Source organism: Aeromicrobium sp. Leaf245, assembly GCF_942548115.1.
Lineage (GTDB): Bacteria > Actinomycetota > Actinomycetes > Propionibacteriales > Nocardioidaceae > Aeromicrobium.
In genome coordinates this window covers 1596355-1618335 of sequence record NZ_OW824151.1, presented here as the reverse complement: position 1 = coordinate 1618335, position 21981 = coordinate 1596355, and the positions used below count along the sequence as shown (strand labels likewise).

General features: G+C 72.4%; 22 protein-coding genes. 7 read left to right on the top strand and 15 right to left on the bottom strand.

The genetic code is table 11. The features are described 5' to 3' along the window. Positions 1–13: 13 nt before the first annotated feature. Positions 14–1720 (bottom strand): 2-isopropylmalate synthase, encoded by a 1707-nt coding sequence (gene leuA, locus NBW76_RS07955; RefSeq protein ID WP_056555754.1) that lies wholly within the window; start codon positions 1718–1720, stop codon positions 14–16. Positions 1721–2014: 294 nt separating this feature from the next. Between leuA and NBW76_RS07950 the strand changes: the two genes are divergently transcribed. After that, complete coding sequence (locus tag NBW76_RS07950) at positions 2015–3052, top strand: glutathione S-transferase C-terminal domain-containing protein (protein WP_056555368.1); 1038 nt, start codon at positions 2015–2017, stop codon at positions 3050–3052. 4 nt (positions 3053–3056) lie between these two features. Here the strand turns inward: NBW76_RS07950 and NBW76_RS07945 are convergent, their stop codons facing one another. Continuing rightward, entirely contained in the window at positions 3057–3794 is a 738-nt protein-coding gene (locus NBW76_RS07945; RefSeq protein WP_056555365.1) for an IclR family transcriptional regulator, read from the bottom strand. Between the two features lie 127 nt (positions 3795–3921). On the opposite strand from NBW76_RS07945, the gene NBW76_RS07940 reads away from it, so the two are divergent. Both NBW76_RS07940 and NBW76_RS07935 read left to right on the top strand, forming a co-directional pair. Continuing rightward, a complete protein-coding gene (locus tag NBW76_RS07940) occupies positions 3922–5268 on the top strand; it encodes an SLC13 family permease (protein ID WP_055965348.1) in 1347 nt (448 codons plus the stop codon). Continuing rightward, complete coding sequence (locus NBW76_RS07935) at positions 5265–6725, top strand: AMP-binding protein (RefSeq protein WP_056555362.1); 1461 nt, start codon at positions 5265–5267, stop codon at positions 6723–6725. Before NBW76_RS07940 ends, NBW76_RS07935 begins: the two co-directional genes overlap by 4 nt. Before the next feature lie 216 nt (positions 6726–6941). On the opposite strand, the gene NBW76_RS07930 is transcribed toward NBW76_RS07935, so the two are convergent. The 5 genes from NBW76_RS07930 to NBW76_RS07910 form a co-directional block, all read right to left on the bottom strand. After that, positions 6942–9086 (bottom strand): DUF3488 and transglutaminase-like domain-containing protein, encoded by a 2145-nt coding sequence (locus NBW76_RS07930; RefSeq protein WP_056555359.1) that lies wholly within the window; start codon positions 9084–9086, stop codon positions 6942–6944. 19 nt (positions 9087–9105) lie between these two features. Beyond that, entirely contained in the window at positions 9106–10368 is a 1263-nt protein-coding gene (locus NBW76_RS07925) for a DUF58 domain-containing protein (protein ID WP_055965340.1), read from the bottom strand. Positions 10369–10372: 4 nt separating this feature from the next. Next, positions 10373–11314 (bottom strand): MoxR family ATPase, encoded by a 942-nt coding sequence (locus tag NBW76_RS07920; protein ID WP_055965337.1) that lies wholly within the window; start codon positions 11312–11314, stop codon positions 10373–10375. Between the two features lie 121 nt (positions 11315–11435). Further along, entirely contained in the window at positions 11436–12146 is a 711-nt protein-coding gene (gene aqpZ / locus NBW76_RS07915) for an aquaporin Z (RefSeq protein ID WP_056555356.1), read from the bottom strand. A gap of 37 nt (positions 12147–12183) precedes the next feature. Next, the gene (locus NBW76_RS07910; protein WP_156364825.1) at positions 12184–12339 is read right to left on the bottom strand and encodes a hypothetical protein; all 156 of its coding nucleotides are present in this window, start codon (positions 12337–12339) and stop codon (positions 12184–12186) included. Positions 12340–12532: 193 nt separating this feature from the next. On the opposite strand from NBW76_RS07910, the gene NBW76_RS07905 reads away from it, so the two are divergent. From NBW76_RS07905 to NBW76_RS07895, 3 genes are all read left to right on the top strand, one after another. Then, positions 12533–13015, top strand: coding sequence for a flavodoxin family protein (locus tag NBW76_RS07905; protein WP_056555354.1), 483 nt, complete (start codon positions 12533–12535; stop codon positions 13013–13015). Between the two features lie 760 nt (positions 13016–13775). Beyond that, positions 13776–14510, top strand: a complete 735-nt coding sequence (locus NBW76_RS07900) for a hypothetical protein (RefSeq protein ID WP_056555351.1) — start codon at positions 13776–13778, stop codon at positions 14508–14510. A 19-nt stretch (positions 14511–14529) separates the two neighbouring features. Continuing rightward, positions 14530–14901, top strand: a complete 372-nt coding sequence (locus tag NBW76_RS07895) for a hypothetical protein (RefSeq protein ID WP_056555348.1) — start codon at positions 14530–14532, stop codon at positions 14899–14901. 29 nt (positions 14902–14930) lie between these two features. Here the strand turns inward: NBW76_RS07895 and NBW76_RS07890 are convergent, their stop codons facing one another. Beyond that, a complete protein-coding gene (locus tag NBW76_RS07890; RefSeq protein ID WP_055965318.1) occupies positions 14931–15944 on the bottom strand; it encodes a PHP domain-containing protein in 1014 nt (337 codons plus the stop codon). A gap of 56 nt (positions 15945–16000) precedes the next feature. Here NBW76_RS07890 and NBW76_RS07885 point away from each other — a divergent pair, with 56 nt between their 5' ends. Then, complete coding sequence (locus NBW76_RS07885; protein WP_055965315.1) at positions 16001–16267, top strand: acylphosphatase; 267 nt, start codon at positions 16001–16003, stop codon at positions 16265–16267. Positions 16268–16279: 12 nt separating this feature from the next. Here the strand turns inward: NBW76_RS07885 and era are convergent, their stop codons facing one another. The 7 genes from era to dnaJ all read right to left on the bottom strand — a co-directional run bounded on the left by era (position 16280) and on the right by dnaJ (position 21973). Continuing rightward, a complete protein-coding gene (gene era / locus NBW76_RS07880) occupies positions 16280–17194 on the bottom strand; it encodes a GTPase Era (RefSeq protein ID WP_056555345.1) in 915 nt (304 codons plus the stop codon). Continuing rightward, a complete protein-coding gene (locus tag NBW76_RS07875) occupies positions 17191–17544 on the bottom strand; it encodes a cytidine deaminase (protein ID WP_056555341.1) in 354 nt (117 codons plus the stop codon). Before NBW76_RS07875 ends, era begins: the two co-directional genes overlap by 4 nt. Beyond that, positions 17537–18832, bottom strand: coding sequence for a hemolysin family protein (locus NBW76_RS07870; protein WP_055965307.1), 1296 nt, complete (start codon positions 18830–18832; stop codon positions 17537–17539). The genes NBW76_RS07875 and NBW76_RS07870 overlap by 8 nt, the downstream gene beginning before the upstream one ends. Continuing rightward, positions 18829–19362 carry an rRNA maturation RNase YbeY gene (gene ybeY / locus NBW76_RS07865; protein ID WP_055965304.1) on the bottom strand — a complete coding sequence of 178 codons (534 nt, stop codon included), beginning with the start codon at positions 19360–19362 and terminating at the stop codon, positions 18829–18831. Before ybeY ends, NBW76_RS07870 begins: the two co-directional genes overlap by 4 nt. Further along, on the bottom strand, positions 19340–20356 hold the full coding sequence (locus tag NBW76_RS07860; RefSeq protein WP_055965301.1) for a PhoH family protein: 1017 nt from the start codon (positions 20354–20356) through the stop codon (positions 19340–19342). The genes ybeY and NBW76_RS07860 overlap by 23 nt, the downstream gene beginning before the upstream one ends. 101 nt (positions 20357–20457) lie before the next feature. Then, on the bottom strand, positions 20458–20799 hold the full coding sequence (locus NBW76_RS07855; RefSeq protein WP_055965297.1) for a histidine triad nucleotide-binding protein: 342 nt from the start codon (positions 20797–20799) through the stop codon (positions 20458–20460). 19 nt (positions 20800–20818) lie between these two features. Further along, a complete protein-coding gene (dnaJ, locus tag NBW76_RS07850; protein WP_055965294.1) occupies positions 20819–21973 on the bottom strand; it encodes a molecular chaperone DnaJ in 1155 nt (384 codons plus the stop codon). Positions 21974–21981: the final 8 nt, after the last annotated feature.

The window sequence follows — 21981 nt, the reverse complement described above, 5'->3', positions numbered from 1 at the left end:
CCGGACGAACCGGTCAGGCGGTGGGGATCGTGGTGGCCTCGGCCCGGTTGGCGGCCGACACGACCGCGCGCAGGGAGGCCATGACGATGTTGGCGTGGATGCCCACGCCCCACACGATCTCGCCGGCGATCTCGCACTCCACGTAGGCCGCGGCGAGTGCGTCACCACCGGACGACAGCGCGTGCTCGGTGTAGTCGAGCACCCGGATGTCGGACCCGGCCTGACGCATGCCGTCGACGAACGCGTCGACCGGGCCGTTGCCCTCGCCCTTGAACGAGCGCTCCCGGCCCCGCACGACGAGGTCGACGACCTGCTGGTCGTGACCGTCGGCCGACGTGGTGGAGCTGAAGGTGACGAGAGAGTACGGCTCCTCGCGCTCGAGGTACTCGCCGCTGAACGCCGCCCAGATGCCGTCGGCGGTGATCTCGCCCGCCTCGCCCTCGGTCAGCGTCTGCACGACCCGGCTGAACTCGATCTGCAGACGCCGCGGCAGGTCGAGCTGGTGCTCGGTCTTCAGCAGGTAGGACACGCCACCCTTGCCGGACTGGCTGTTGACCCGGATGACGGCCTCGTACGTGCGGCCGACGTCGTGCGGGTCGATCGGCAGGTAGGGCGCCTCCCACGGCACCTCGGAGACGTCGACGCCCTGCTCGGCGGCGATGCGGTCGAGGTCCTCCAGCCCCTTCTTGATGGCGTCCTGGTGGGAGCCGGAGAAGGCGGTGTAGACCAGGTCGCCCGCGTACGGGTGGCGCGGGTGCACCGGCAGGCTCGTGCAGTACTCGACCGTGCGTCGGACCTCGTCGATGCCGATGCCACCGGCGGTGAAGTCGATCTGCGGGTCGATGCCCTGGCTGAACAGGTTCATGCCGACGGTGACGAGGTCGACGTTGCCGGTGCGCTCGCCGTGGCCGAAGAGGCAGCCCTCGACGCGGTCGGCGCCGGCCATCATGGCCAGCTCGGTGGCAGCGACGGCCGTGCCGCGGTCGTTGTGCGGGTGCAGGCTGATGGCCACGTTCTCGCGGTGCTGGACGTTGCGGCCGAACCACTCGATCTGGTCGGCGTAGGTGTTGGGCGTGGCCATCTCGACCGTGGCGGGCAAGTTGAGGATGATCTCGCGGCCGCCCTCGGGCTGCCAGACGTCCATGACGGCGTTGCAGACCTCGACGCTGAACTCGAGCTCGGCGCCGGTGAAGATCTCGGGGCTGTACTGGTAGCCGAACGCGGTGCCGGCCATGTTCTGCTCGGCGTGCTTCATGACCAGCTCCGTGCCGCGCGTGGCGATGGCCCGCACCTCGTCGCGCGAGGCGTTGAACACGACGCGTCGGAACAGCGGCGCGACGGCGTTGTACAGGTGGATGTTGGCTCGTCGCGCGCCGGCCAGCGACTGCGTGGTGCGCTCGATCAGGTCCTCGCGCGCCTGGGTCAGCACCGAGATCGTCACGTCGTCGGGGATGACGTCGTCCTCGATGAGCGAGCGGACGAACTGGAAGTCGGTCTCGCTCGCGGACGGGAACCCGACCTCGATCTCCTGGTAGCCCATGCGCACGAGCAGCTCGAACATCCGGCGCTTGCGCACCGGGGTCATGGGGTCGATGAGGGCCTGGTTGCCGTCGCGCAGGTCGGTGGACAGCCAGCGCGGCGCCTGCGTGATGGTCTGCGCGGGCCACGTGCGGTCGGGCAGGTCGATCGGCGCGAACGGCCGGTAGCGGCCGAACGGCATGGGCGACGTCTTCTGCGGCGAGACGACGTTGTTCGCCAGGCCGTGGTGGCCGGGCTGGGAGCGGGTGGGCTCGGTCATGATGGGCTCTTCCTCGGGGTGTTCGTCTGGGTCATCGTGCGGCCGGTGCATGACGAACTCCGCGCCGAGGGGCCCGACCTAGTGGACCTCGACGCGGCAGAGAAGGAGTCGGCTCGCGTACATCGCTGACCAGCCTACCCCACCGCCCGGACTCCCCCACCGCCCAGACTCCCCCACCGCACTGCACCCTTCCACGAGGTCCGCCAGACTGGGGTCATGAGCAGCGACCAGTCCACGACCGGCTCCTACGTGACCAGCGGCCAGGAGTTCGACCGCGACATGAACTACATCCCCGACCGGATCACGCGCACCGGCGGCGAGCCGGTGGACGACCGTGGGGCCGGCACGGGCAAGCCCCCGGCCGAGGACGCTCCCCTGTGGCCCGTCGAGGCCGGCCGCTACCGGCTCGTCGCCGCGCTGGCGTGTCCGTGGGCCACCCGCACGGTCATCGTGCGACGTCTGCTCGGGCTCGAGGACGCGATCTCGCTCGGCCTGGCCGGACCCACCCACGACAAGCGCAGCTGGACGTTCGACCTCGACCCCGACGGCGTCGACCCGGTGCTGGGGATCCCCCGCCTGCAGGACGCCTTCTTCGCGCGCTACCCCGACTACCCGCGCGGCATCACCGTGCCCGCGGTGGTGGAGGTCGCCAGCGGCCAGGTGGTCACGAACGACTTCCCGTGGATCACCCACGACTTCTTCTTCGAGTGGAACGACCACCACCGCGACGGCGCTCCCGACCTCTGGCCCGAGGCCACGCGCGACGAGATGGAGGACGTGATGCACCGCGTCTTCACCGAGGTGAACAACGGCGTGTACCGCTGCGGCTTCGCCGGGTCGCAGGAGGCGTACGACTCCGCCTACGACCGGCTCTGGACGGCACTGGACTGGCTCGAGGAGCGCCTGACCACGCGACGCTTCCTCATGGGTGACTCGATCACCGAGGCCGACGTGCGCCTGTTCACGACGCTGGCCCGCTTCGACGCGGTCTACCACGGGCACTTCAAGGCCAACCGCCAGACGCTTGCGACGATGCCGGCCCTCTGGGGCTACGCACGCGACCTGTACCAGACCCCCGGCTTCGGTGACGCGACCGACTTCGAGCAGATCAAGCAGCACTACTACGTGGTGCAGACCGACATCAACCCCACGAGCATCGTGCCGAAGGGCCCGGACCTGTCCGGGTGGACCACGGCGCACCGCCGCGAGGAGCTGGGCGGCTCCCCGTTCGGCGACGGGACTCCCCCGGCCTGATCTCTCAGAGGAGGCGGCTCAGCCGTCTCGCCGACTCGACCACCTGGGTGCCCAGCTCGGCGAACCTCGAGGGCTCGATGCGGATCGACGGGCCCGACACGGACAGGGCTCCCACGACGCCGGACCGGGAGAGCACGGCGGCGCCGACCGAGCTGATGCCGCTCGACAGACCGTTCTCGTTGACGGAGTAGCCGCGCTCGCGGATGCGCGCCAGCTCGGCGCGGATCGCGTCGGGATCGACCAGCGAGCTGGGGGTGCGGGGCTCGAGCGGGCCCGCGAGGTACCGCTCGACGGTGGCGTCGTCGCAGGCCGACAGGTAGGCCAGGCCGGTGGCGGACGCGTGCAGGGGGATGCGCTCGCCGAGCGGCAGGAAGGCCCTCAGCGCGTGCGACGTGTCCAGCCGCTCCAGCAGGACGAGCACGTCGCCGTCCGGCGCGCAGAGATGCACCGTCTCGGTCGTCACGAGCTGAAGGTCGCTCATGATCGGCAGCGCCAGGTCGCGCAGGCTCTCGCGGGCCCCGGCGCTCCCGCAGACCGACAGCGCGCGCAGCGACATCGACCACCGCGTCGGCGCCGCACCCGAGCTCTCGACCCACCCGATCTCCTGCAGCGTGAGCAGGCACCGCTGCACCGTGCTCTTGGGGAGGCCGGCCGCACGCGCCAGGTCCGACAGCCCGACGGGCTGGTACTCCGCGACGTGCTCGAGCACGGCGAAGGCCGTGACCACGCTGGCCGTCGTCATGTCGCCTCCCTGTCCCGCTTGCCCCTCGTCGCCGTGTGGTCTACGTTACACGCTCGTTCCGACAGGCGGCACGTCGGTCCATCAGACGGACCAGGCCGCCTCGTCCCCCACCGACCCTGGAGGAACCATGACCGGTCAGCTGGTCGCGCTCGGCATCTTCGTCGTCGTCTTCGGCATCGCCGCCGCCCGCAACGTGAACATCGGCATCGTCCTGTTCCCCGTCGCCGCGGTGGTCGGCCTCTGGCTCGCCGACATGACGCTCGAGGAGGTGGTCGCCGGGTTCCCGCTCAGCATCCTCGTCCTGCTCGTCGGCGTGACCTACTTCTTCGGCATCGCCCACAGCAACGGCACCATCGACTGGCTCATCGACACCTCGCTGGCGAAGGTCGGGGACCGCGACGCGGTGCTCCCGACGACGTTCTTCCTGCTGACCGCCGCCGTCTCCGCCATGGGCGCACCTCTCGGCGGCCTGGTGATGGCGCCCATGGGCATGAGCATCGCCCGCAAGCGCGGGATCGATCCCATGCTGATGGCCCTGTCGATGGGCTGCGGACTGAGCGCGGGCGCCTTCGCGCCCACCAGCCTGTTCGGCATCATCACGTGGGGCACGGCCGACAGCGCGGGCATCGACCTCAGCCCCCTCCTGCTGTTCGCCGTGGCCGTCGTCGTCAACCTCGTGCTGCTGGCCGTTGCGCACCTGCTGTTCGGACGTCGCCGCGGCGTGCGCGGGGAGTCACGCCTGGAGCGCACGCTCGTCGCCCGCGGATCGGCACTGCCCGAGTACGGGCAGTCGTCGCTCTCCCTGGACGGTCCTGCCGGCTCCTCCGACGACGCGCCCCGCGACCCCGGTCGACCGAAGCCCCACCAGGTGCTGACCATGGTCTGCATGGTCGCGCTCGTCGTCGCCGTCGTCGTGATGGCGCTGGGCGGGCTGGAGCCCGACATCGGGGTGATCGGCTTCGGGCTCGGCGCCGTCCTCGCGCTCGTCGACCCCGCCGCGGGCAAGGCCGCGATGACCCGCATCGACTGGGGCTCGGTCCTGCTCGTGGGCGGCATCATCACCTACGTCGGCGTGCTCACCCAGATGGGTGTCATCGACCTGCTCGGCGAGCGCGCGGCCGACGTCGGGTCCCCCGTCGTCGCCGCCCTGCTCCTGTGCGCCGCCGCCGGTCTGATCTCCGCCTTCGCGTCGACCACCGGCATGCTCGCCGCGCTGGTCCCGCTCGCCCTCCCGCTCATCGCCGACGGCGGCATCCCCGGTTGGGCCATGATCTGCGCGATCGGCGTGTGTGCGTCGATCGTCGACGTCTCACCGTTCTCCACCGTGGGCGCGACGTACGTCGCCACCACCGTCGACCCCGACGAGCGGCCCCGGATGACCAGCCTGCTGACCCGGTGGGGGCTGTCCATGGTGGTCATCGGCCCGGTCGCCCTGACCCTCACCCTGATCCTGCCTGGGATGGTGCTCTCATGACCGACGCGACCACGTTCCTCGCCGCCTTCCGCGACACGCGGCGACCCGACCGTCCCGACGCGGTGCGCGTGGGCGACCGGACCGCCTCCTGGTCCGAGCTGCGCCGTGCCGCGGCCGCACTCGCGCGGGACCTTCCCGACGACGGACCGGTCGCGGTCTGCGCCGAGCCGACCCTCGACACGGTCGTGGCGGTGGTCGGGTGCCTCGTCGCCGGCGTGCCCGTGGTCCCGGTGCCCCCCGACGCCGGGTCGGCCGAGATCGCCCACGTGGTCGCCGACTCCGCCGCCACCTGCTGGGTCGGGCCGCCACGCGACGGGGTGGAGCTTCCCGTCCTCGCCCTGCCCGACGGCGAGGCGGGGTCCGACGGCTCGCTGCCGACGCCGGCCGAGGACGACGCACCCGCGATCATCCTCTACACCTCCGGCACCACCGGCGCTCCCAAGGGCGTGGTCATGAGCCACCGTGCGCTGCGAACCGGCATCGAGGGGCTCGCCGACGCCTGGGACTGGACCGATGCCGACGTGGTCGCCCACGGGCTCCCCCTCTTCCACACGCACGGACTGGTGCTCGGCATCCTCGGGTCGCTGCACGTCGGGTCCCGCGTGGTGCACACCGGGCGGCCCACCCCTGCCGCCTACGCCGCCGCCGGCGGGACGATGTACTTCGGCGTGCCCACCGTGTGGACGCGGATCGCCCGCGACCCCGACGCCGCGCGGGCCCTCGCCCCGGCACGTCTGCTGGTCTCGGGCAGCGCGGCCCTGCCGGTCCCCGTGTTCGAGCGGCTGCGCGAGCTGACCGGCCACGCGCTCGTCGAGCGGTACGGCATGACGGAGACCATGATCACGCTCAGCACGCGCGCCGACGGCGAGCGTCGTCCCGGCTGGGTCGGCGTCCCCGTGACGGGCGCTCGGACGCGGGTGCGGGGCGAGGACGGGCAGGACGTGCCCGCGGACGGTGAGACCGTCGGCCGGCTCGAGGTGAGCGGTCCGATGCTCTTCGACGGCTACCTGAACCTGCCCGAGGTCACCGCCGAGGTGCTCGCCCCCGACGGCTGGTTCTCGACCGGCGACCTCGCGACGAAGGACGCCCACGGCTTCCACCGCATCGTCGGTCGCGAGTCGGTCGACCTGATCAAGTCTGGCGGCTACCGCATCGGGGCGGGAGAGATCGAGACCTCGCTGCTCGCCGTGCCGGAGGTGCTGGAGGTTGCGGTCCTGGGCCTCCCGGACGAGGACCTCGGCCAGCGCATCGTCGCCTACACGGTGGTGGCCCCGGGGCACGGGACCGACGAGTTGGCGGCCCGCCTGGTGGACCACGTGGCCGACGACCTGGCCTGGCACAAGCGACCGCGGGAGGTCCGGTTCGTCGAGACGCTCCCGCGCAACGCGATGGGCAAGGTGCAGAAGAAGTCCCTGCTCGACACGGCAGCGGGCGCGGGCGGCGGCGCACCTGCCTGACGTGTGCGCGCCGGATCGGGCCGTCAGAGGTAGATGGCGCGCGTCATCCGCTGGGCGGAGGTAGGTGGGACGCGGATACGGGCCTCGATTCCGCGCGCTGCCTACCTCTCACCCGGCCGTTCCGCGCGCCACCTACCTCTCACCCGCCCACTCCGCGCGACGCCTCCGCCGCCCGGCCTAGGCAGTGGGAGGTGGGTGTGGCGCCCGGCCGTCGACCTACCCGCGTCGCCAGAGCGAGCGCGGGAGGAAGCGCGCTCGCAGCCGCTCGAGGCGGGACCCGGACTCCCGGACCTGATCGACCACCCGGCGCACGCTCTCGCGCTCGTCGGAGACGTCCGTACCGGGACGGGCGTACCGCGACCGCTCCACCGCGGTGACCACGCGACGCAGGTCGTCGGGGTCGACCCGGGGAGCGACGACGTCGGCCAGGCCCCGCGGGGTGCCGGCCGCCGGGACCGCCAGGCCCACGTCGAGCGCGGACGCCTCGACCTCGCGCCACCACGGGTCGGGAGCGGAGCCACCCAGCCGCCGACGTCGCTGGACGTACCGCAGCGCACCGGGCAGCAGGGCCGCGACGAGCAGCCCGAGACCCACCGTCGCTGCCGTGCGCGGGGCCGTCGGGGCGGCGTCGTCCACCCCCACGGCCTCCTGCGTCACGGACCCACCGCGGTCGGCCGCGTCCGCCTGGCGCTGAGGCGTCGACTCGTCCGTCGTGTCGTCGCTCGTGTCGGACTCGGGGGCGTCGGGCTCCTCGAACCCGGTGCGTGCACCGACCCCGGGCGTCGGCTCGAAGCCCACCCAGCCCACGCCGTCGAAGTACAGCTCGGGCCATGCGTGCAGGTCGTCGGACGTGACCTCGTACACCGCGTCGCCGTCGTCGTCGTTGCCGACCGCCTGGCCCGGCGCGTACCCGACCGCGATGCGCGAGGGGATGCCCAGCTCGCGGGCCATGACGGCCATGGCCGAGGAGAAGTGCACGCAGTACCCGGCCTTCTCCTCCAGGAACGTCTCCAGGACGCGCACGCCGTTGCCGTCGTAGTCCTCGGCCACCGGGGCGGTCTCGGAGTAGACGAAGTTGTCGCGCAGGTAGTCCTGGACCGCGACCGCCCGGTCGTAGTCGTTGGTGGCGTCGGCGGTGACCTCCCGCGCGGTGTCGCCGACCACGGCCGGCACGTCGCCGGGCAGGCTGAGGTACGTCTGCAGCGACGCCCCGACGCCGGTGCCGGTGGACAGGGCGCGCATCTGCTCGGCCGTCGGCTGCCGGTCGAGGCTGGTGACGGAGTAGTCCTGGCCCACGGTGGTGGCGGAGCGGGAGGTGACCGTCAGCCCTGCCCTCTGGTACGTCCACGCCCCCCGCAGCCCGTCGATGTCGAGTGCCGGGTACGGCACGGGCAGCATGGTGCTGCGCAGCTCGTCGATGCGCACGCGGGTCGTCGCCTCGGTCGTGGGGATGTCGTCGTCGATGGCGATGCGGCTCTCGAACGCATCGCCCGCCTGCGACCGGGCAGGACGCCACGTGCGTCCCTCGAAGTCGCGGAGCACGGCGACCTTCAGGTAGGGCGGGCTGTCGAGCGTGGTGGTGTACGTGGCGGCGACCGCCGAGCTGTTGCGGCGCAGGTTCTGCCCGAGCTGGAGCATCGGGTTGATGCCGCGCCCGAACACCTGCGGCGGCGGCTCGCCCCAGGGCTTGGCCACGGCCGTGACGTCGGGCATGACCGGCGGGAGCAGCACACCGACGAGCAGGGCCGACCCTCCGAGCCCGAGGGCTGGGACCACCGTGGACCAGCCGCGGGCCGCGCTCTGCGTGCGGACCCGCAGCAGCACGAGCCACAGGGCGGCCGGGACGACGAAGAGCCACACCGAGGGCGTCTCGCCCGACACGAGCGCGGGTGCCGCGTACACCGAGACCAGGATCGCGCCGACGAGCAGGGCACCGTGGCGCAGTCGCAGCAGCAGCTCCACCAGCAGGACCAGTCCGCCGAACGCCACGGCGAGCAGCAGGACGATGGGCCGGGCGGCCGCGGCAGGGGCGGCCTCCTCCATGACCAGCACCTGGGCGCGCTCGAGCGACGACCACAGCCCCGTCAGGGTCGACCAGGTGGGCACGAGACCGGCGAAGGTCTCCGGCACGAACACCCACCCCAGCACCAGCACCAGCACGACGGCCCCGACCGGGACCGCCAGCCGTGGCGCCACCGACCCGAGCACCCCGCACACCAGGGCGACGAGCCCGGCGACGAGCGTGGTGGTGACCCACCAGTCGCGTCCCTCGACGACCGTCGTGTAGCCGAGGAGCAGCGCGCCGAGCGCGGCGAGCACGAGCAGGTGCTCGAGCCACGGTCGTCGACGGGCCGCGGTCACGGCCCGTCGGGTGGAGGGTTCAGGACGCAGCACGGGACCGGCTCACCCCCAGGTCCGACCAGAGCTCGGCGACGTCGTCCTGGGCGGTGTAGGTGACGTAGCGCCACCCGGCGGCCGACAGCACGTCGAGGGCGGCGTCACGCGTGCCGGCTCCGACGAGCGCCAGCACCGTGGTGGCGTGCGAGAGCGCGTCGACCCACTCGGCCGCGCGATCGGTGTCGGGCCGACCGAGCACGGCGAAGACGGTCCGCTCCCCCGGGTCGATCCCGTCGAGGGTCGGAGCGGTGGACGGCTCGAGCACGGCGAGGTCGACGAGCGCGTCGTCGAGCACGTCCCCGTCGTCGAGCACGCGGTCGACGGCGCTCCCCGTGGCGCGGACCGCGACGGCGTAGCCGACCCGGACCAGGTGCCCGAGCACGGACGCGGTGGCGCTCACCGCCCACTCCAGCTCCGGGGAGTACACCCAGTCACCGCCGTCCCGCCCGGTCGCGTGGGACCCGGCACGCGTCTCGAGGACCAGGCCGGCGCGCGGGTTCACCTGCTGCTCCTCCTGGCGCACCATCAGCTCGCCTCGATGGGCGGTGGCCTTCCAGTGCATGCGCTTGAGGGCGTCGCCGGGCATGTAGGAGCGGGCGACCACGTCGTCCTCACCGATGCCGGCGTTCTGGGGCGCGGCGCGGCTGGCGCCGTCGTGGTCGGCACCGTGCGGGGCCAGCGGCCACAACGTGTGCCGGCGCGGCAGCACCACCAGGTCCTGCGCACCACCGAAGGAGTGGCGCCGCAGCACCAGGCCGAACGGATCGACCACCTCGACGCGCAGCGGGCCGATCGCGTGCCGTCCACGGCGCAGACCCTGCACGGAGTACCGGAACCTGACCTGGGACCGACGCGTGCGGCTGCCGCCGAGAGCCGGGAGCACACCGCTGGCCTCGGCGCTCAGCCCGTTCGGGACCGTGTCGACCCAGCGCGCCTCGAGCGCCGGGAGGACCGACAGGTTCGAGACCCGGACGGTCGCCGTCGTCATCGCCCCCGGCGACACGACCTCGGGCGAGAAGGTGCGCTCGATCGCGACCTTCGACTGCCCCGCGACCACGAAGACGGCGGCCATGACCACCAGGCCCAGCAGCATGGCCGAGACGCTGAGCAGGGCAGGAAGGGACAGGGCGGGCGCGGCGACCAGCAGCACGCCGGCCGCCACCAGGAAGCCGATCCCCCGCGGCGTGAGGCGGACGGAGGACCAGCTGCGCAGCGACGTGCGCCTCACGGCGTCCTCGAGCGGCACGGGCTCATCGGGGCTCGACCGCCCCCTGCGGCACCGGGGTGGCGGCGACGATCCGCTGCACGGTCTCCTCGGCGGGCGCCGACCCACGGGCCGGGACGAGCCGGTGCGGCAGGACCAGGCCCGTGAGCGCGTCGACGTCGTCGGGAAGCACGTACTCGCGGTCGTGGACGAAGGCTCGCGCCTTGGCCGCCCGGACCAGCTGCAGCGTGGCGCGTGGACTGGCGCCGAGCCGCAGGGCGGCGTCGTCGCGCGTGGCCCGCGCCAGGTCGACGCAGTAGCGCTCCACGGCCTCGGAGACGAACACCGCGCGGGTGCGGACGATCATCTCGCGCACCTCGTCGATCGTGACCACGGGACGCAGCCGGTCGAGCGGGTTGTCGACGTCGCGGTCGCGCACCATCTCCAGCTCCGCGGCGGCGTCGGGGTAGCCCATGGAGATGCGTGCGGTGAACCGGTCGCGCTGGGCCTCGGGGAGGGCGTACGTCCCCTCCATCTCGTACGGGTTCTGCGTGGCGATCACGCTGAACGGCGTGGCGAGGGGGTGGGTGTGGCCGTCGACCGTGACCTGCCGCTCCTCCATCGCCTCGAGCAGCGCCGACTGGGTCTTGGGCGACGCCCGGTTGATCTCGTCGCCGATGACGATGTTCGCGAAGACGGCACCGGGCTTGAACTCGAACTCCCCGCGCTGCTGGTTGTAGGCCGAGACGCCGGTGATGTCGGAGGGCAGCAGGTCGGGGGTGAACTGGATGCGCCGGACGGATCCGTCGACGCTGCGTGCGAGGGCTCGGGCGAGGACCGTCTTGCCGACGCCGGGGACGTCCTCGATCAGCAGGTGTCCCTCGGCGAGCAGCACCACGAGGGCGGCCTCGACCGCGTCGGGCTTGCCGTCGACGACGGACTCGATGTTGGCCAGCACGCGACGGGCGGCGGCGCGGGCGTCGTCCATGGGACTCCCTCGGTCGGGTTCTCGGGACGGCACCATCATCCCCTGCAAGGCTCAACGGCGCACAGGAGCGAAGAGTTTCCGCCCGGGTCGATCGAGGTGCGGCCGCCGCCCGTCGCGTCGGTCAGGCCTCCTCGTCGCCGAGCAGCGCGGCGTGCGCGATGCCCGCGACGACGGCACCCACGACGGGCGCCAGGACGAACACCCACACCTGCGTGAGGGCGTCACCACCCGCGAACCAGGCGACGCCGAGGGACCGGGCGGGGTTCACCGACGTGTTGCTCACCGGGATGCTCACCAGGTGGATGAGGGTCAGCGCGAGGCCGATCGCCACGCCGGAGAAGCCGACCGCGGCCCGCTTGGCCGACGCACCGAGGATCACGAAGACGAAGAAGGCGGTGAGCACGACCTCGGTGGCCACCACGGCCCACAGGCCGTAGCCGCCGGGCGAGCGGTCACCGAAGCCGTTGGTCGCGAAGCCCGACGCCACGGCGTCGAAGCCGGGCTTGCCGTGCGCGATGGCCAGCAGGACGGCACCGGCCACGGTGGCACCGACGACCTGGGCCGCGACGTAGGCGGGGACGTCCTTCCACGCGAACCGGCGAGCCGCCGCCAGCCCGACGGACACCGCCGGGTTGAAGTGGCCGCCGGAGACGGGGCCGAAGGCGTAGGCGCCGGTCAGGACCGTCAGGCCGAACGCCAGCGCGACGCCGACGGTCCCGACCTCCTTGCCGGCGAGGACGGCGGTGCCGCAACCGCCGAGGACGAGCCAGAAGGTGCCGAGACCTTCGGCCGCGAGACGTTGGGCGGTGGTGGGCGGGGTCGTGCTGCTCACGGCAGCTCCTCTCGTTCGTGCGTCGGTGGTGGGGCCGTCAGCGACGGCCGCGACGTCGGTGGCTCAGGCTGCGGTTCCGGTTGCGGTTGCTCTCCTCGAGTCGGCGCTTGGCCATCGGCAGCCCGACGAGCGCGAGCAGCTTCCAGACGATCCAGCCGAGCAGGGCGAAGGCGTTGCGCTTGGGTCGAGCCATGGGAGGTCTCCAGTCGTCGCGGGGTTTGGTTGGACGTAGGTGAGACGGCTCCAGAAGGTGATTCGTCACGCGCGGCGCTCCATGACCTGGATCACCGGACCTGCGTGGACCGGCTGGGCGGTGGCGCAGGACAGCCGAGCGGGCAAGACTGGGGCGATGCGCTGCGACCCTCGATCCGGACGGACGTGACGCCGTGACCACGCTCCTGGTGGTGCGCCACACCCCCACCCGTGGCACCGCGGCCCTCGGCGACGCCCTCGTCTCGGGTGCGCACGACGACGCGATCGAGGGTGTCGAGGTGCGGGCGCTGCCTCCAGACGAGACGTCGGCCGCGGACGTGCTCGCTGCCGACGGCATCGTGGTGCTGTGCCCGGCGAACTTCGGCTACATGTCGGGGCTCGTCAAGGACCTGTTCGACCGCACGTTCCTCGACATCGGCGGGGCACTCTCCGACGACGGTGGGGGCGCGCCCGCCTCTGGCCGCCTGCCCTACGCCCTCGTCGTGCACGGCCGCTACGACACGGAGGGTGCCGTGCGCTCGCTGCGCTCCATCGCCGAGGCACTCCCCTGGCGCCAGGCCGCCGAGCCCCTGCAGGTCCTGGGCGACGTCGACGACGACCACCTGGCCGCCGCGTACGAGGTGGGCGCGACGCTCGCCGCCCTGCTCAGCGACTGACGCGATCCCGACCCCTTCGTGGGCCTTTGCTCGCCGCTGCGCTGCTTGCTGGCCTCTCCCCGTGCTGCGACGTCGCTCGGCTGAGTCTGTCCTCGCTGCTGCGTCGCTGCAGGGGGTCTGGCCTTGCTGCTGCGTCGCTGTGGCTGCGAGTGGGCGTGGTCTCCGAAAGGGCCTCGACCGGAGCAGGGGGGTCTCGACTTGGCTGGGTCTGCGGGGCGCGGCCACGATTCTCCCTCTGCGCGGGATCCACGCACGAGTCTTCCTTCTCGTGGACCGTGCCACGCGAAGGAAGAATCGTGGCGACGCCCAGGGGCCACGTAGGGGCAGGGATTCTCCCTTCCCGTGGACCGTCACGCGCAAAGGGAGAATCCCTGCCCACCCGCCGCACGAGAGCCCCCGGGGGACGCACGATTCTGCCTTCGCGTGCTGAAGCCCGAACGATGCTGCGTTGGTGACGGGATCCGAACACGAACGCAGCATCCGTAGACCCCTCACGCACGAACGCAGAACCTTGCGTCCCCCCGAGCCGCGCTCCGAGAACCCAACCCGAGCCCGGACCACGCCGCCGGTCGAGGCCCTGTCGGAGCGCAGGTGGACGACGAACCACAGCGACGCAGCCGCAAGGCACGACCTACCCGGAGCGACGCAGCAGCAGGTCGAGACCGAGCCGAAGCGACGCAGCCGCAGGTCGAGAACCAGCCGGAGCAGCGCAGCAGAAGGACGACGCGCCGACCCTTGCCTCTCCTGGGATCATGGAGGCATGACGCTCCCCACCGGTCTGCCCACGCTCACGGCCGGCGCCCACGAAGCCGAGGCCGGCGAGGCGTGCGTCATGGAGTACGTCTCCGTGCTGGCCGGCGAGCCGTGGAGCGACCGCCCGGAGTGCACCCACCCGCTGCTCGCGCACGAGGCGAGGGTCGCGAACGACCTCTCCAGCGACGCCGACCGCCACCGCCTGGTCCCGCTCGTCGGACGCCTCTTCGGCACGAGCGAGGACTCGGTTGAGCTGCGGACCCTCCTGCGGCTGGCCCAGGCCCGCCAGGTTCTGCGTCTCGTCGATCCCACGGCACGGGCCGGCGCCCAGGGCTACGCGGACCGCACGCTCGCGCTGCTCGACGCCCACGACGGCGACCTCCACGACAGCACGGACGTCGAGCAGGTGGCCGCGGCCTGGGAGGTCGCGCGGACGACCCCGAGCCGCGAGGGCGACCTCGACGAGGACCACGCCGACCACCACCGCAACGCATCGCGGATCATGGCGTTCGCCGCGGCCCCCGACCTGACCGCACCCGAGGCGTGGTCCCTCGCGACGCTCGCCGTCGCGCACCGCGTGGCTGCCGGCGAGTGCCGCGCCGACTGCGCCGACGGCCATGCCCGTGCTCGTCGCATGGTCCGCGACCTCGGCGAGCTGATCGACGTCTACGACGAGGTCACCGGCCGCGTCCCCGACCCCGTCTCGCCACGCGACGCCCGCACCCTCGCCGCCCACCTGTGAGCCCTGTCTCACGACGACGATGACGTCCAGGGCGTGGGCCACCCTCGCGGTCGTGGTGCTGCTGGCAGGGTGCTCGGCGGGCGCTGACAGGGATGCGGCCGGTGGCGCCGACCCCCTCGCAGCGGGGTGCGACCTCGTCGAGGAGCACGTGGACCGCGACGTCGCACGGGACGACGTCGCAGCGATGCGCACGTTCGCCGACGCCCTCACGGCGGAGGCCGACACCCTGTCGACGTCCGACGCCGCCGAGCTCCGACCGCTGGCCCGTGCGGCTGCCGCAGTGGCGACGACCCCGACCGGCACCGAGGCCGCCGACGTGCACGCCGACTACCTGAGGACGCTGGCGGCCACGGCCGACGTGTGCGAGGCCGCGGGCTCCCCCGCGACCTAGTGCCGCTCGCCCCTCGGGCTGCGGTGGGTTCAGGCGCGGCGCGACGTCCAGGCGAGCAGGTCGTCGACCGGCCACGTGTTGACGATGCGATCGGTGGGCACGCCCAGAGCGGCGGCGCGGGCGCACCCGTGGTCCAGGAAGTCGAGCTGACCAGGGGCGTGCGCGTCGGAGTCGATGCTGAACAGGCAGCCCGCGTCGAGCGCCAGGGCCACCAGGTCGTCCGGTGGGTCCGCCCGTTCGGGACGGGCGTTGATCTCGACGGCCACGCCGTGCTCGGCGCACGCTGCGAAGACCCTCTTCGCGTCGAACCTGCTCTGCGGCCGCTTCCCCCGCGAGCCCTCCACGAGCCGGCCGGTGCAGTGGCCGAGCACGTCCGTGGCCGGGTGCCGCACCGCGCCGAGCATGCGCCGGGTCATCGCGATGCTGTCGGCCCGGAGGTCCGAGTGCACGCTGGCCACCACGACGTCGAGCCGGTCGAGCAGGACGTCGTCCTGGTCCAGCGACCCGTCCTTGAGGATGTCGACCTCGATGCCCGAGAGGACCCTGACGCCGTCGACCTCGGCGTCCACCTCGGCGAGGAGCTCCAGCTGCGCCTCGAGCCGGTCGGCCGTCAGCCCGTTCGCGATCGTCAGGCGTGGCGAGTGGTCGGTGATCGCGAGGTACTCGTGCCCGAGCCGAGCCGCGGTTCGAGCCATCAGCTCGAGCGGTGAACCGCCGTCGGACCAGTCCGTGTGGGCGTGCAGGTCGCCACGCAACATCGCCCGCACCTGCTCGCCGCCCGGGACGAGCGGACCCTCCCCCTGCTCCCGCAGCTCGACGAGGTAGGCGGGCACCCTCCCCTGCAGCGCCTCGACGACGACACCGGCCGTCCGCTCACCGATGCCGTCGACCGTCCGCAACCGACCCGCGGAGGCCAGCTGCTCGACGTCGTCACGCGAGGCGAGCGTGCGGGCGGCCCTGCGGAAGGCCTCGACCCGGTAGGTCGACCCACGGGAACGCTCCAGCCAGAAGCCGATCTCGTCGAGCGCCGACACGGGGTCCATGACGCCATCGTGTCGCGGTCGCCGAGGCGCCGCCAGTGCACGGGTACGGTCCTCCCATGGTCCGCCGTCGCGTCGTCGTCCACGGTCGGGTGCAGGGGGTCTTCTTCCGCGCCTCGTGCGAGCAGGAGGCGGGCCGCCTCGGCCTGGCCGGCTGGGTCACCAACCGACCCGACGGCACGGTCGAGGCGGCCTTCGAGGGTGAGCCGGCCGCCGTCGACCGGATGGTCGCCTGGTGCCGTGGCGGGCCTCCGCGCGCGTCGGTGACCGAGGTGGTCGTCACCGACGAGGTCCCGCAGGGCGAGTCGGGCTTCAGGACCGTCTGACCCCGACCCGGCTCAGAAGCCGAGCTTGCGCAGCTGCTTGGGGTCGCGCTGCCAGTCCTTGGCCACCTTCACGTGCAGGTCGAGGTGCACCGGCGTGCCGAGGAGGCGCTCGATCTGGCCGCGGGAGGTCGTGCCGATCTCCTTGAGCCGCGCACCCTTGCGACCGATCACGATGCCCTTCTGGCTGTCGCGCTCGACGTACACGTTGACCCGCACGTCGAGCAACGGACGGTCGGCCGGACGGTCCTCGCGCGGGGTCATCTCGTCGACCACGACGGCGATGGAGTGCGGCAGCTCGTCGTGCACACCCTCCAGGGCGGCCTCGCGGACGATCTCGGCGACCAGCGTCGTCTCGGGCTCGTCGGTGAGCTGACCCTCGGGGTACAGGGCCGGGCCCTCGGGCAGCGTCGCCACCAGCAGGTCCGACAACAGGCCGACCTGGTCGCCGTTGACGGCCGAGACGGGCACGATCTCGCGCCACTCCAGACCAGCGGCACGACCGGCCTCCTGCACCGCCATCAGCTGCTCCCCGACCCGCTCGGGTGCCACCAGGTCGGTCTTGGTGACCACGGCCAGCACGGGCGCCCGCCGGATCCTGGCCAGCTCGGCGACGAGGAAGCGGTCCCCGGGGCCGATCTTCTGGTCGGCGGGGAAGCACATCGCGATCGTGTCGACCTCGGCCCAGGTGGTGCGGACGATGTCGTTGAGGCGTTGTCCCAGCGTGTTCCGCGGACGGTGCAGACCGGGCGTGTCGACCAGCACGAGCTGGGCGTCGGGGCGGTGCACGAGCCCACGGATGGCGTGCCGCGTGGTCTGCGGCTTGGACGACGTGATGGCGACCTTCTCACCCACCAGCGCGTTCGTGAGCGTGGACTTGCCGGCGTTGGGGCGACCGACGAAGCAGGCGAAGCCGGACCGGAAGCTCATGTGGTCGTCCTGTCGACGACCCGACCGGCCGGGTCGGCCAGGAGCACCGGCACCCCGTCGCCGGCGAGGTCGCGCACGGGCGCGACGTCGGGCAGGTCGTCGGCGACCACCAGGGCGGCCTCGAGGCCGCGCGCGCCCGACGACACCGCCATGGCCACGGCCAGCTCGAGCGCCCCGACCCGGACCGACGGGAGGTCGACCTGGGCGGCCGCGTAGGTGCGCCCGTCGAGGTCGCGCACGGCGGCCCCCGCGGGAGCCTGCGTGCGTGCTCGCGTGGCTCGTGCGAGGGTCACCAGCTTGGCGTCCTCCGGGGCGAGGGTCACCGGGTCGCTGTCGGGTCGGTCAGTCACGGGATCCTCCGTTGCTCGGCTCGGACACGGGCTCGGGCTCCAGGCGCGACACGTGCACGCGTCCGATGCGGTTGCGGCGTCCGCTGGGTGCCTCGGCCACGAGCTTCAGACCATCGATCTCGACCGTGCTGCCGGGGATCGGCACCTTGCCGAGGTGCTTGGCGACCAGGCCGCCGACCGAGTCGACGTCCTCGTCGTCGAGGTCGATGTCGAACAGCTCGCCCAGGTCGTCGACGTCGTAGCGTGCGCTCACCCGGTAGGACCCGTCCGACAACGCCTCGAGCTCGTCGGGCTCGGTGTCGTACTCGTCGGTGATCTCGCCGACGATCTCCTCGAGGATGTCCTCGATGGTGACCATGCCCGACGTGCCGCCGAACTCGTCGACGACGATCGCGACGTGGGTGCGCTGCGCCTGCATCTCCTTCAGGAGGTCGTCGGCCGGCTTGGTGTCGGGGACGAACAGGCACGGTCGCATGATCGAGTCGACCTTCTCGGTGGACTCGGCCACGTGGTTGTCGAAGACGCGCTTGGTGACGTCCTTCAGGTAGGCCATCCCCAGGACGTCGTCGAGGTTCTCGCCGATCACGGGCACCCTCGAGTACCCGCTGCGCAGGCTGAGGGACATGGCCTGGCGCAGCGTCTTGGAGTGCTCGATGAACACGAGGTCGGGGCGCGGCACCATCACCTCGCGCACGATCGTGTCTCCCAGCTCGAAGACCGACTGGATCATCTTGGACTCGTCGGACTCGATGACGCTGCTGGCCGCCGCCAGGTCGACCAGCTCGCGGACCTCGACCTCCGAGGCGAACGGGCCCTCGCGGAAGCCACGTCCGGGCGTCAGGGCGTTGCCGACGACGATCAGCAGGCGCGGAACCGGCCCCAGGAGGGCCGTGATGAGGCGCACGGGCCCGGCGGACGCGAGCGCGACCGACTCGCTGTGCTGACGCCCGAGAGTGCGGGGCCCGACGCCGATGAGGACGTAGGAGACGACGACCATGATCGCCACGGCCACGCCGATCTGCCACCACAGTCCGTCGACGTAGTCGTCGACCACGAGGGCGACCAGGACGATGGCCGCCGTCTCGCACACGACCCGCAGCAGCAGCACGGCGTTCAGGGCCGGGGCGGGGTCCTCGAGGATGCGGCTGAGCGCCGCCGCACCACCGCGACCCTCGTCGCCGAGCTCGGCCGCGCGTGCGCGCGAGAACGAGGACAGAGCGGCGTCGATGCTCGCGAACAGACCGGCGAGGATCGCCAGGACGATCGACGCGACGATCGCCACGGTCATCGGGGCGTGTCCTTCGGCTCGACGGCTCCGGACCCGGTGGCCAGGGAGCCCTCCTCGACGTCCGTGCCGGCAGCCGCTCGCTGCCACTCCAGGAGCAGACGTCCCTGGATGCCGAACATCTCGGCGTGCTCCTCGGCGGTGGCGTGGTCGTAGCCCAGCAGGTGGAGGATGCCGTGCACGGTGAGCAGCTCGATCTCGTCGGACGGATCGTGCCCGGCCGCCGGGGCCTGCTGCGCCGCCACCTGGGGACAGAGCGCGATGTCGCCGAGGTAGCCCTCGGGCTCCTCCTCGGGCTCGCGGTCCTGCCGGCCCGGCGAGAGCTCGTCCATGGGGAAGGAGAGCACGTCGGTGGGGCCCTTCTTGCCCATCCACTGCTCGTTGAGCACGGCGATGGTGTCGGTGTCGACCAGGCGGACGGTCAGCTCGGTGGCCGGGTGCAGCCGCATGCGGCGCATGACGAACCGGCAGAGCCGGGTGAGGGCGACGACGTCGACGCCCTGCCCCGACTCATCGAGGACGTCGACGTTCATGGTCCACCTGCCCCGGGCCCGACGCCGACTCGAAGGCGTCGTAGGCGGCGACGATGCGACCGACCAGCTTGTGGCGGACGACGTCCTGCGACGTGAGCGTGGAGAAGTGGATGTCCTTGACGTCGGCGAGGATGTCGCGCACGACGCGCAGACCGCTCTTCTGGCCCGAGGGCAGGTCGACCTGGCTGACGTCGCCGGTGACGACGATCTGGGAGCCGAAGCCGAGCCGGGTGAGGAACATCTTCATCTGCTCGGGGGTGGTGTTCTGCGCCTCGTCGAGGATGATGAACGCGTCCTGCAGGGTGCGGCCGCGCATGTACGCCAGCGGCGCGATCTCGATGGTCCCGCTGGTGAGCAGCTTGGGGATCGTCTCGGGATCGAGCATGTCGTGCAGCGCGTCGTAGAGCGGACGCAGGTACGGATCGATCTTCTCGCTGAGCGTGCCGGGCAGGTATCCCAGCCGCTCCCCCGCCTCGACCGCGGGCCGCGTGAGGATGATGCGGGTGATCTCCTTGGCCTGCAGCGCCTGCACGGCCTTGGCCATGGCGAGGTAGGTCTTGCCGGTGCCGGCCGGGCCGATGCCGAAGACGATCGTGTGCTTGTCGATCGCGTCGACGTACTTCTTCTGGTTGAGCGTCTTGGGCCGGATGGTGCGGCCACGGTTGCTCAGGATGTTCAGGCTGAGCACCTCGGCCGGGCGCTCCTGCGTCTCGGTGCGCAGCATCGAGATGCTGCGCTCGACCGTCTCGGCCGTGAGGCCCTGGCCGGTGCGCACGATGGCGACGAGCTCGTCGAGCAGCCGCTCCACGAGGGCCACCTCGCCGGGCTCGCCGGTGACGGTCACGACGTTGCCGCGCGCGTGCACGGTGGCGTCGAAGGCGTCCTCGACGATGCGCAGGAACGCGTCGGCCGGACCGTAGAGGGCGACGGTGTCGATGCTGGTCGGGACGGTGAAGGTGTGGGGTCGCTGGTCCCCGGGCAAGTCAGAAGTCATGTCTGCCCACCATCGTACGGGGGGCAGGCGACACGCGCGCAACCCACGACCGGCGTCGCGGGCTCGTCCCGTGGCCGACGAGGACCCCGAACCCGGGGACGTCAGCCCGGGGGCCAGCCCAGCGCACGCCCGGCGAGGACGTGACCGTGGCAGTGGAAGACGGTCTGGTGGGCGTCGGCGCCGGTGTTGAACACGAGTCGGTAGGAGCCGCCCGCCTCCTGCGCCACGCGACGCGCGAGCCGCAGCAGCCCGACCGCCGCCTCCGGCTCGGCCTCGGCGAGGCTGCCGACGTCGGGCTGGTGGACCCGCGGGATCACCAGCACGTGGGTGGGCGCCTGCGGGCTGATGTCGCGGAACGCGAGCGCGTGCTCGTCCTCGGCCACCACGTCGGCGGGAACCCGACCGGCGACGATCGCGCAGAACAGGCAGTCGTCTTGGCTCATGGTCCCTTCCTACCGCACCTCAGCGGAAGGCGTCCTTGATGCGCCCGAACATGCCGTGCCGGTGCGTCGAGCCCATCTGTGCCTCGGGACGGTCCTCGCCGCGCAGCTCGGCCAGCTGCTTGAGCAGCTCGCGCTGCTCGTCGTCGAGCCGGTCCGGGGTCTCGACGACCATCTCGACCACGAGGTCGCCGCGACCGGGGCCGCGCAGCCGCGGCACGCCCTGGCCACGCAGCGTCAGGGTCTCGCCGGACTGCGTTCCGGCCGGCACCTCCAGGCCCACGGTGTCGGGCCCGTCCTGGTCGGCCAGGTCGGCCTCGAGCGTCGGCAGGTCGACGTGCGTGCCGAGGGCCGCAGCGGTCATCGGCAGGGTGACCTGGCAGCGCAGCTGGTCGCCCTTGCGGGTGAAGACGGGGTGACGGGCCACCTCGACCTCGATGTAGAGGTCGCCGGGGGGTCCTCCGCCGGGGCCGACCTCGCCCTCGCCGGCCAGCTGGATGCGGGTGCCCTGGTCGACGCCGGCAGGGATCGAGACGGTCAGCGAGCGACGCGACCTGACCCGGCCGTCGCCGTTGCACTCGTGGCACGGGTCGGGGATGACCGAGCCGAAGCCGTGGCAGGTCGGGCACGGGCGGGCGGTCCGGACGCTGCCCAGCGGCGTGCGCTGCACGTGCTGCACCTCGCCGTGCCCGTGGCACGTGCCGCAGGTGACGGCCTCGGAGTCATCCTCGGCCCCGCTGCCGTCGCAGCGCGTGCACACGACCGCCGTGTCGACCTTGATGTCGTGGGTGACGCCGAACGCGGCCTCCGCGAGGTCGACCTGCAGGCGCAGCAGGGCGTCCTGCCCGCGCTGGACGCGCGATCGCGGCCCGCGGGTGTTGCCCCCGCCGCCGAAGAACGCGTCCATGATGTCGTCGAAGCTGAAGCCGCCGCCGGCGAAGCCGCCCGCGCCGCCCCCGCCGCCGAGCGGGTTGCCGCCGCGGTCGTAGACCGACTTCTTCTGCGGGTCGGAGAGCACCTCGTAGGCGGTGGTGACCTCCTTGAAGCGGTCGGCCGCGTCGGGTGCGTCGTTCACGTCGGGGTGCAGCTGGCGCGCGAGCCGGCGGTACGCCTTCTTGAGCTCCTCGGGCGTCGCCGACCGGGACACGCCCAGCAGCTCGTAGTAGTCCTGTGCCATTGGTCCTC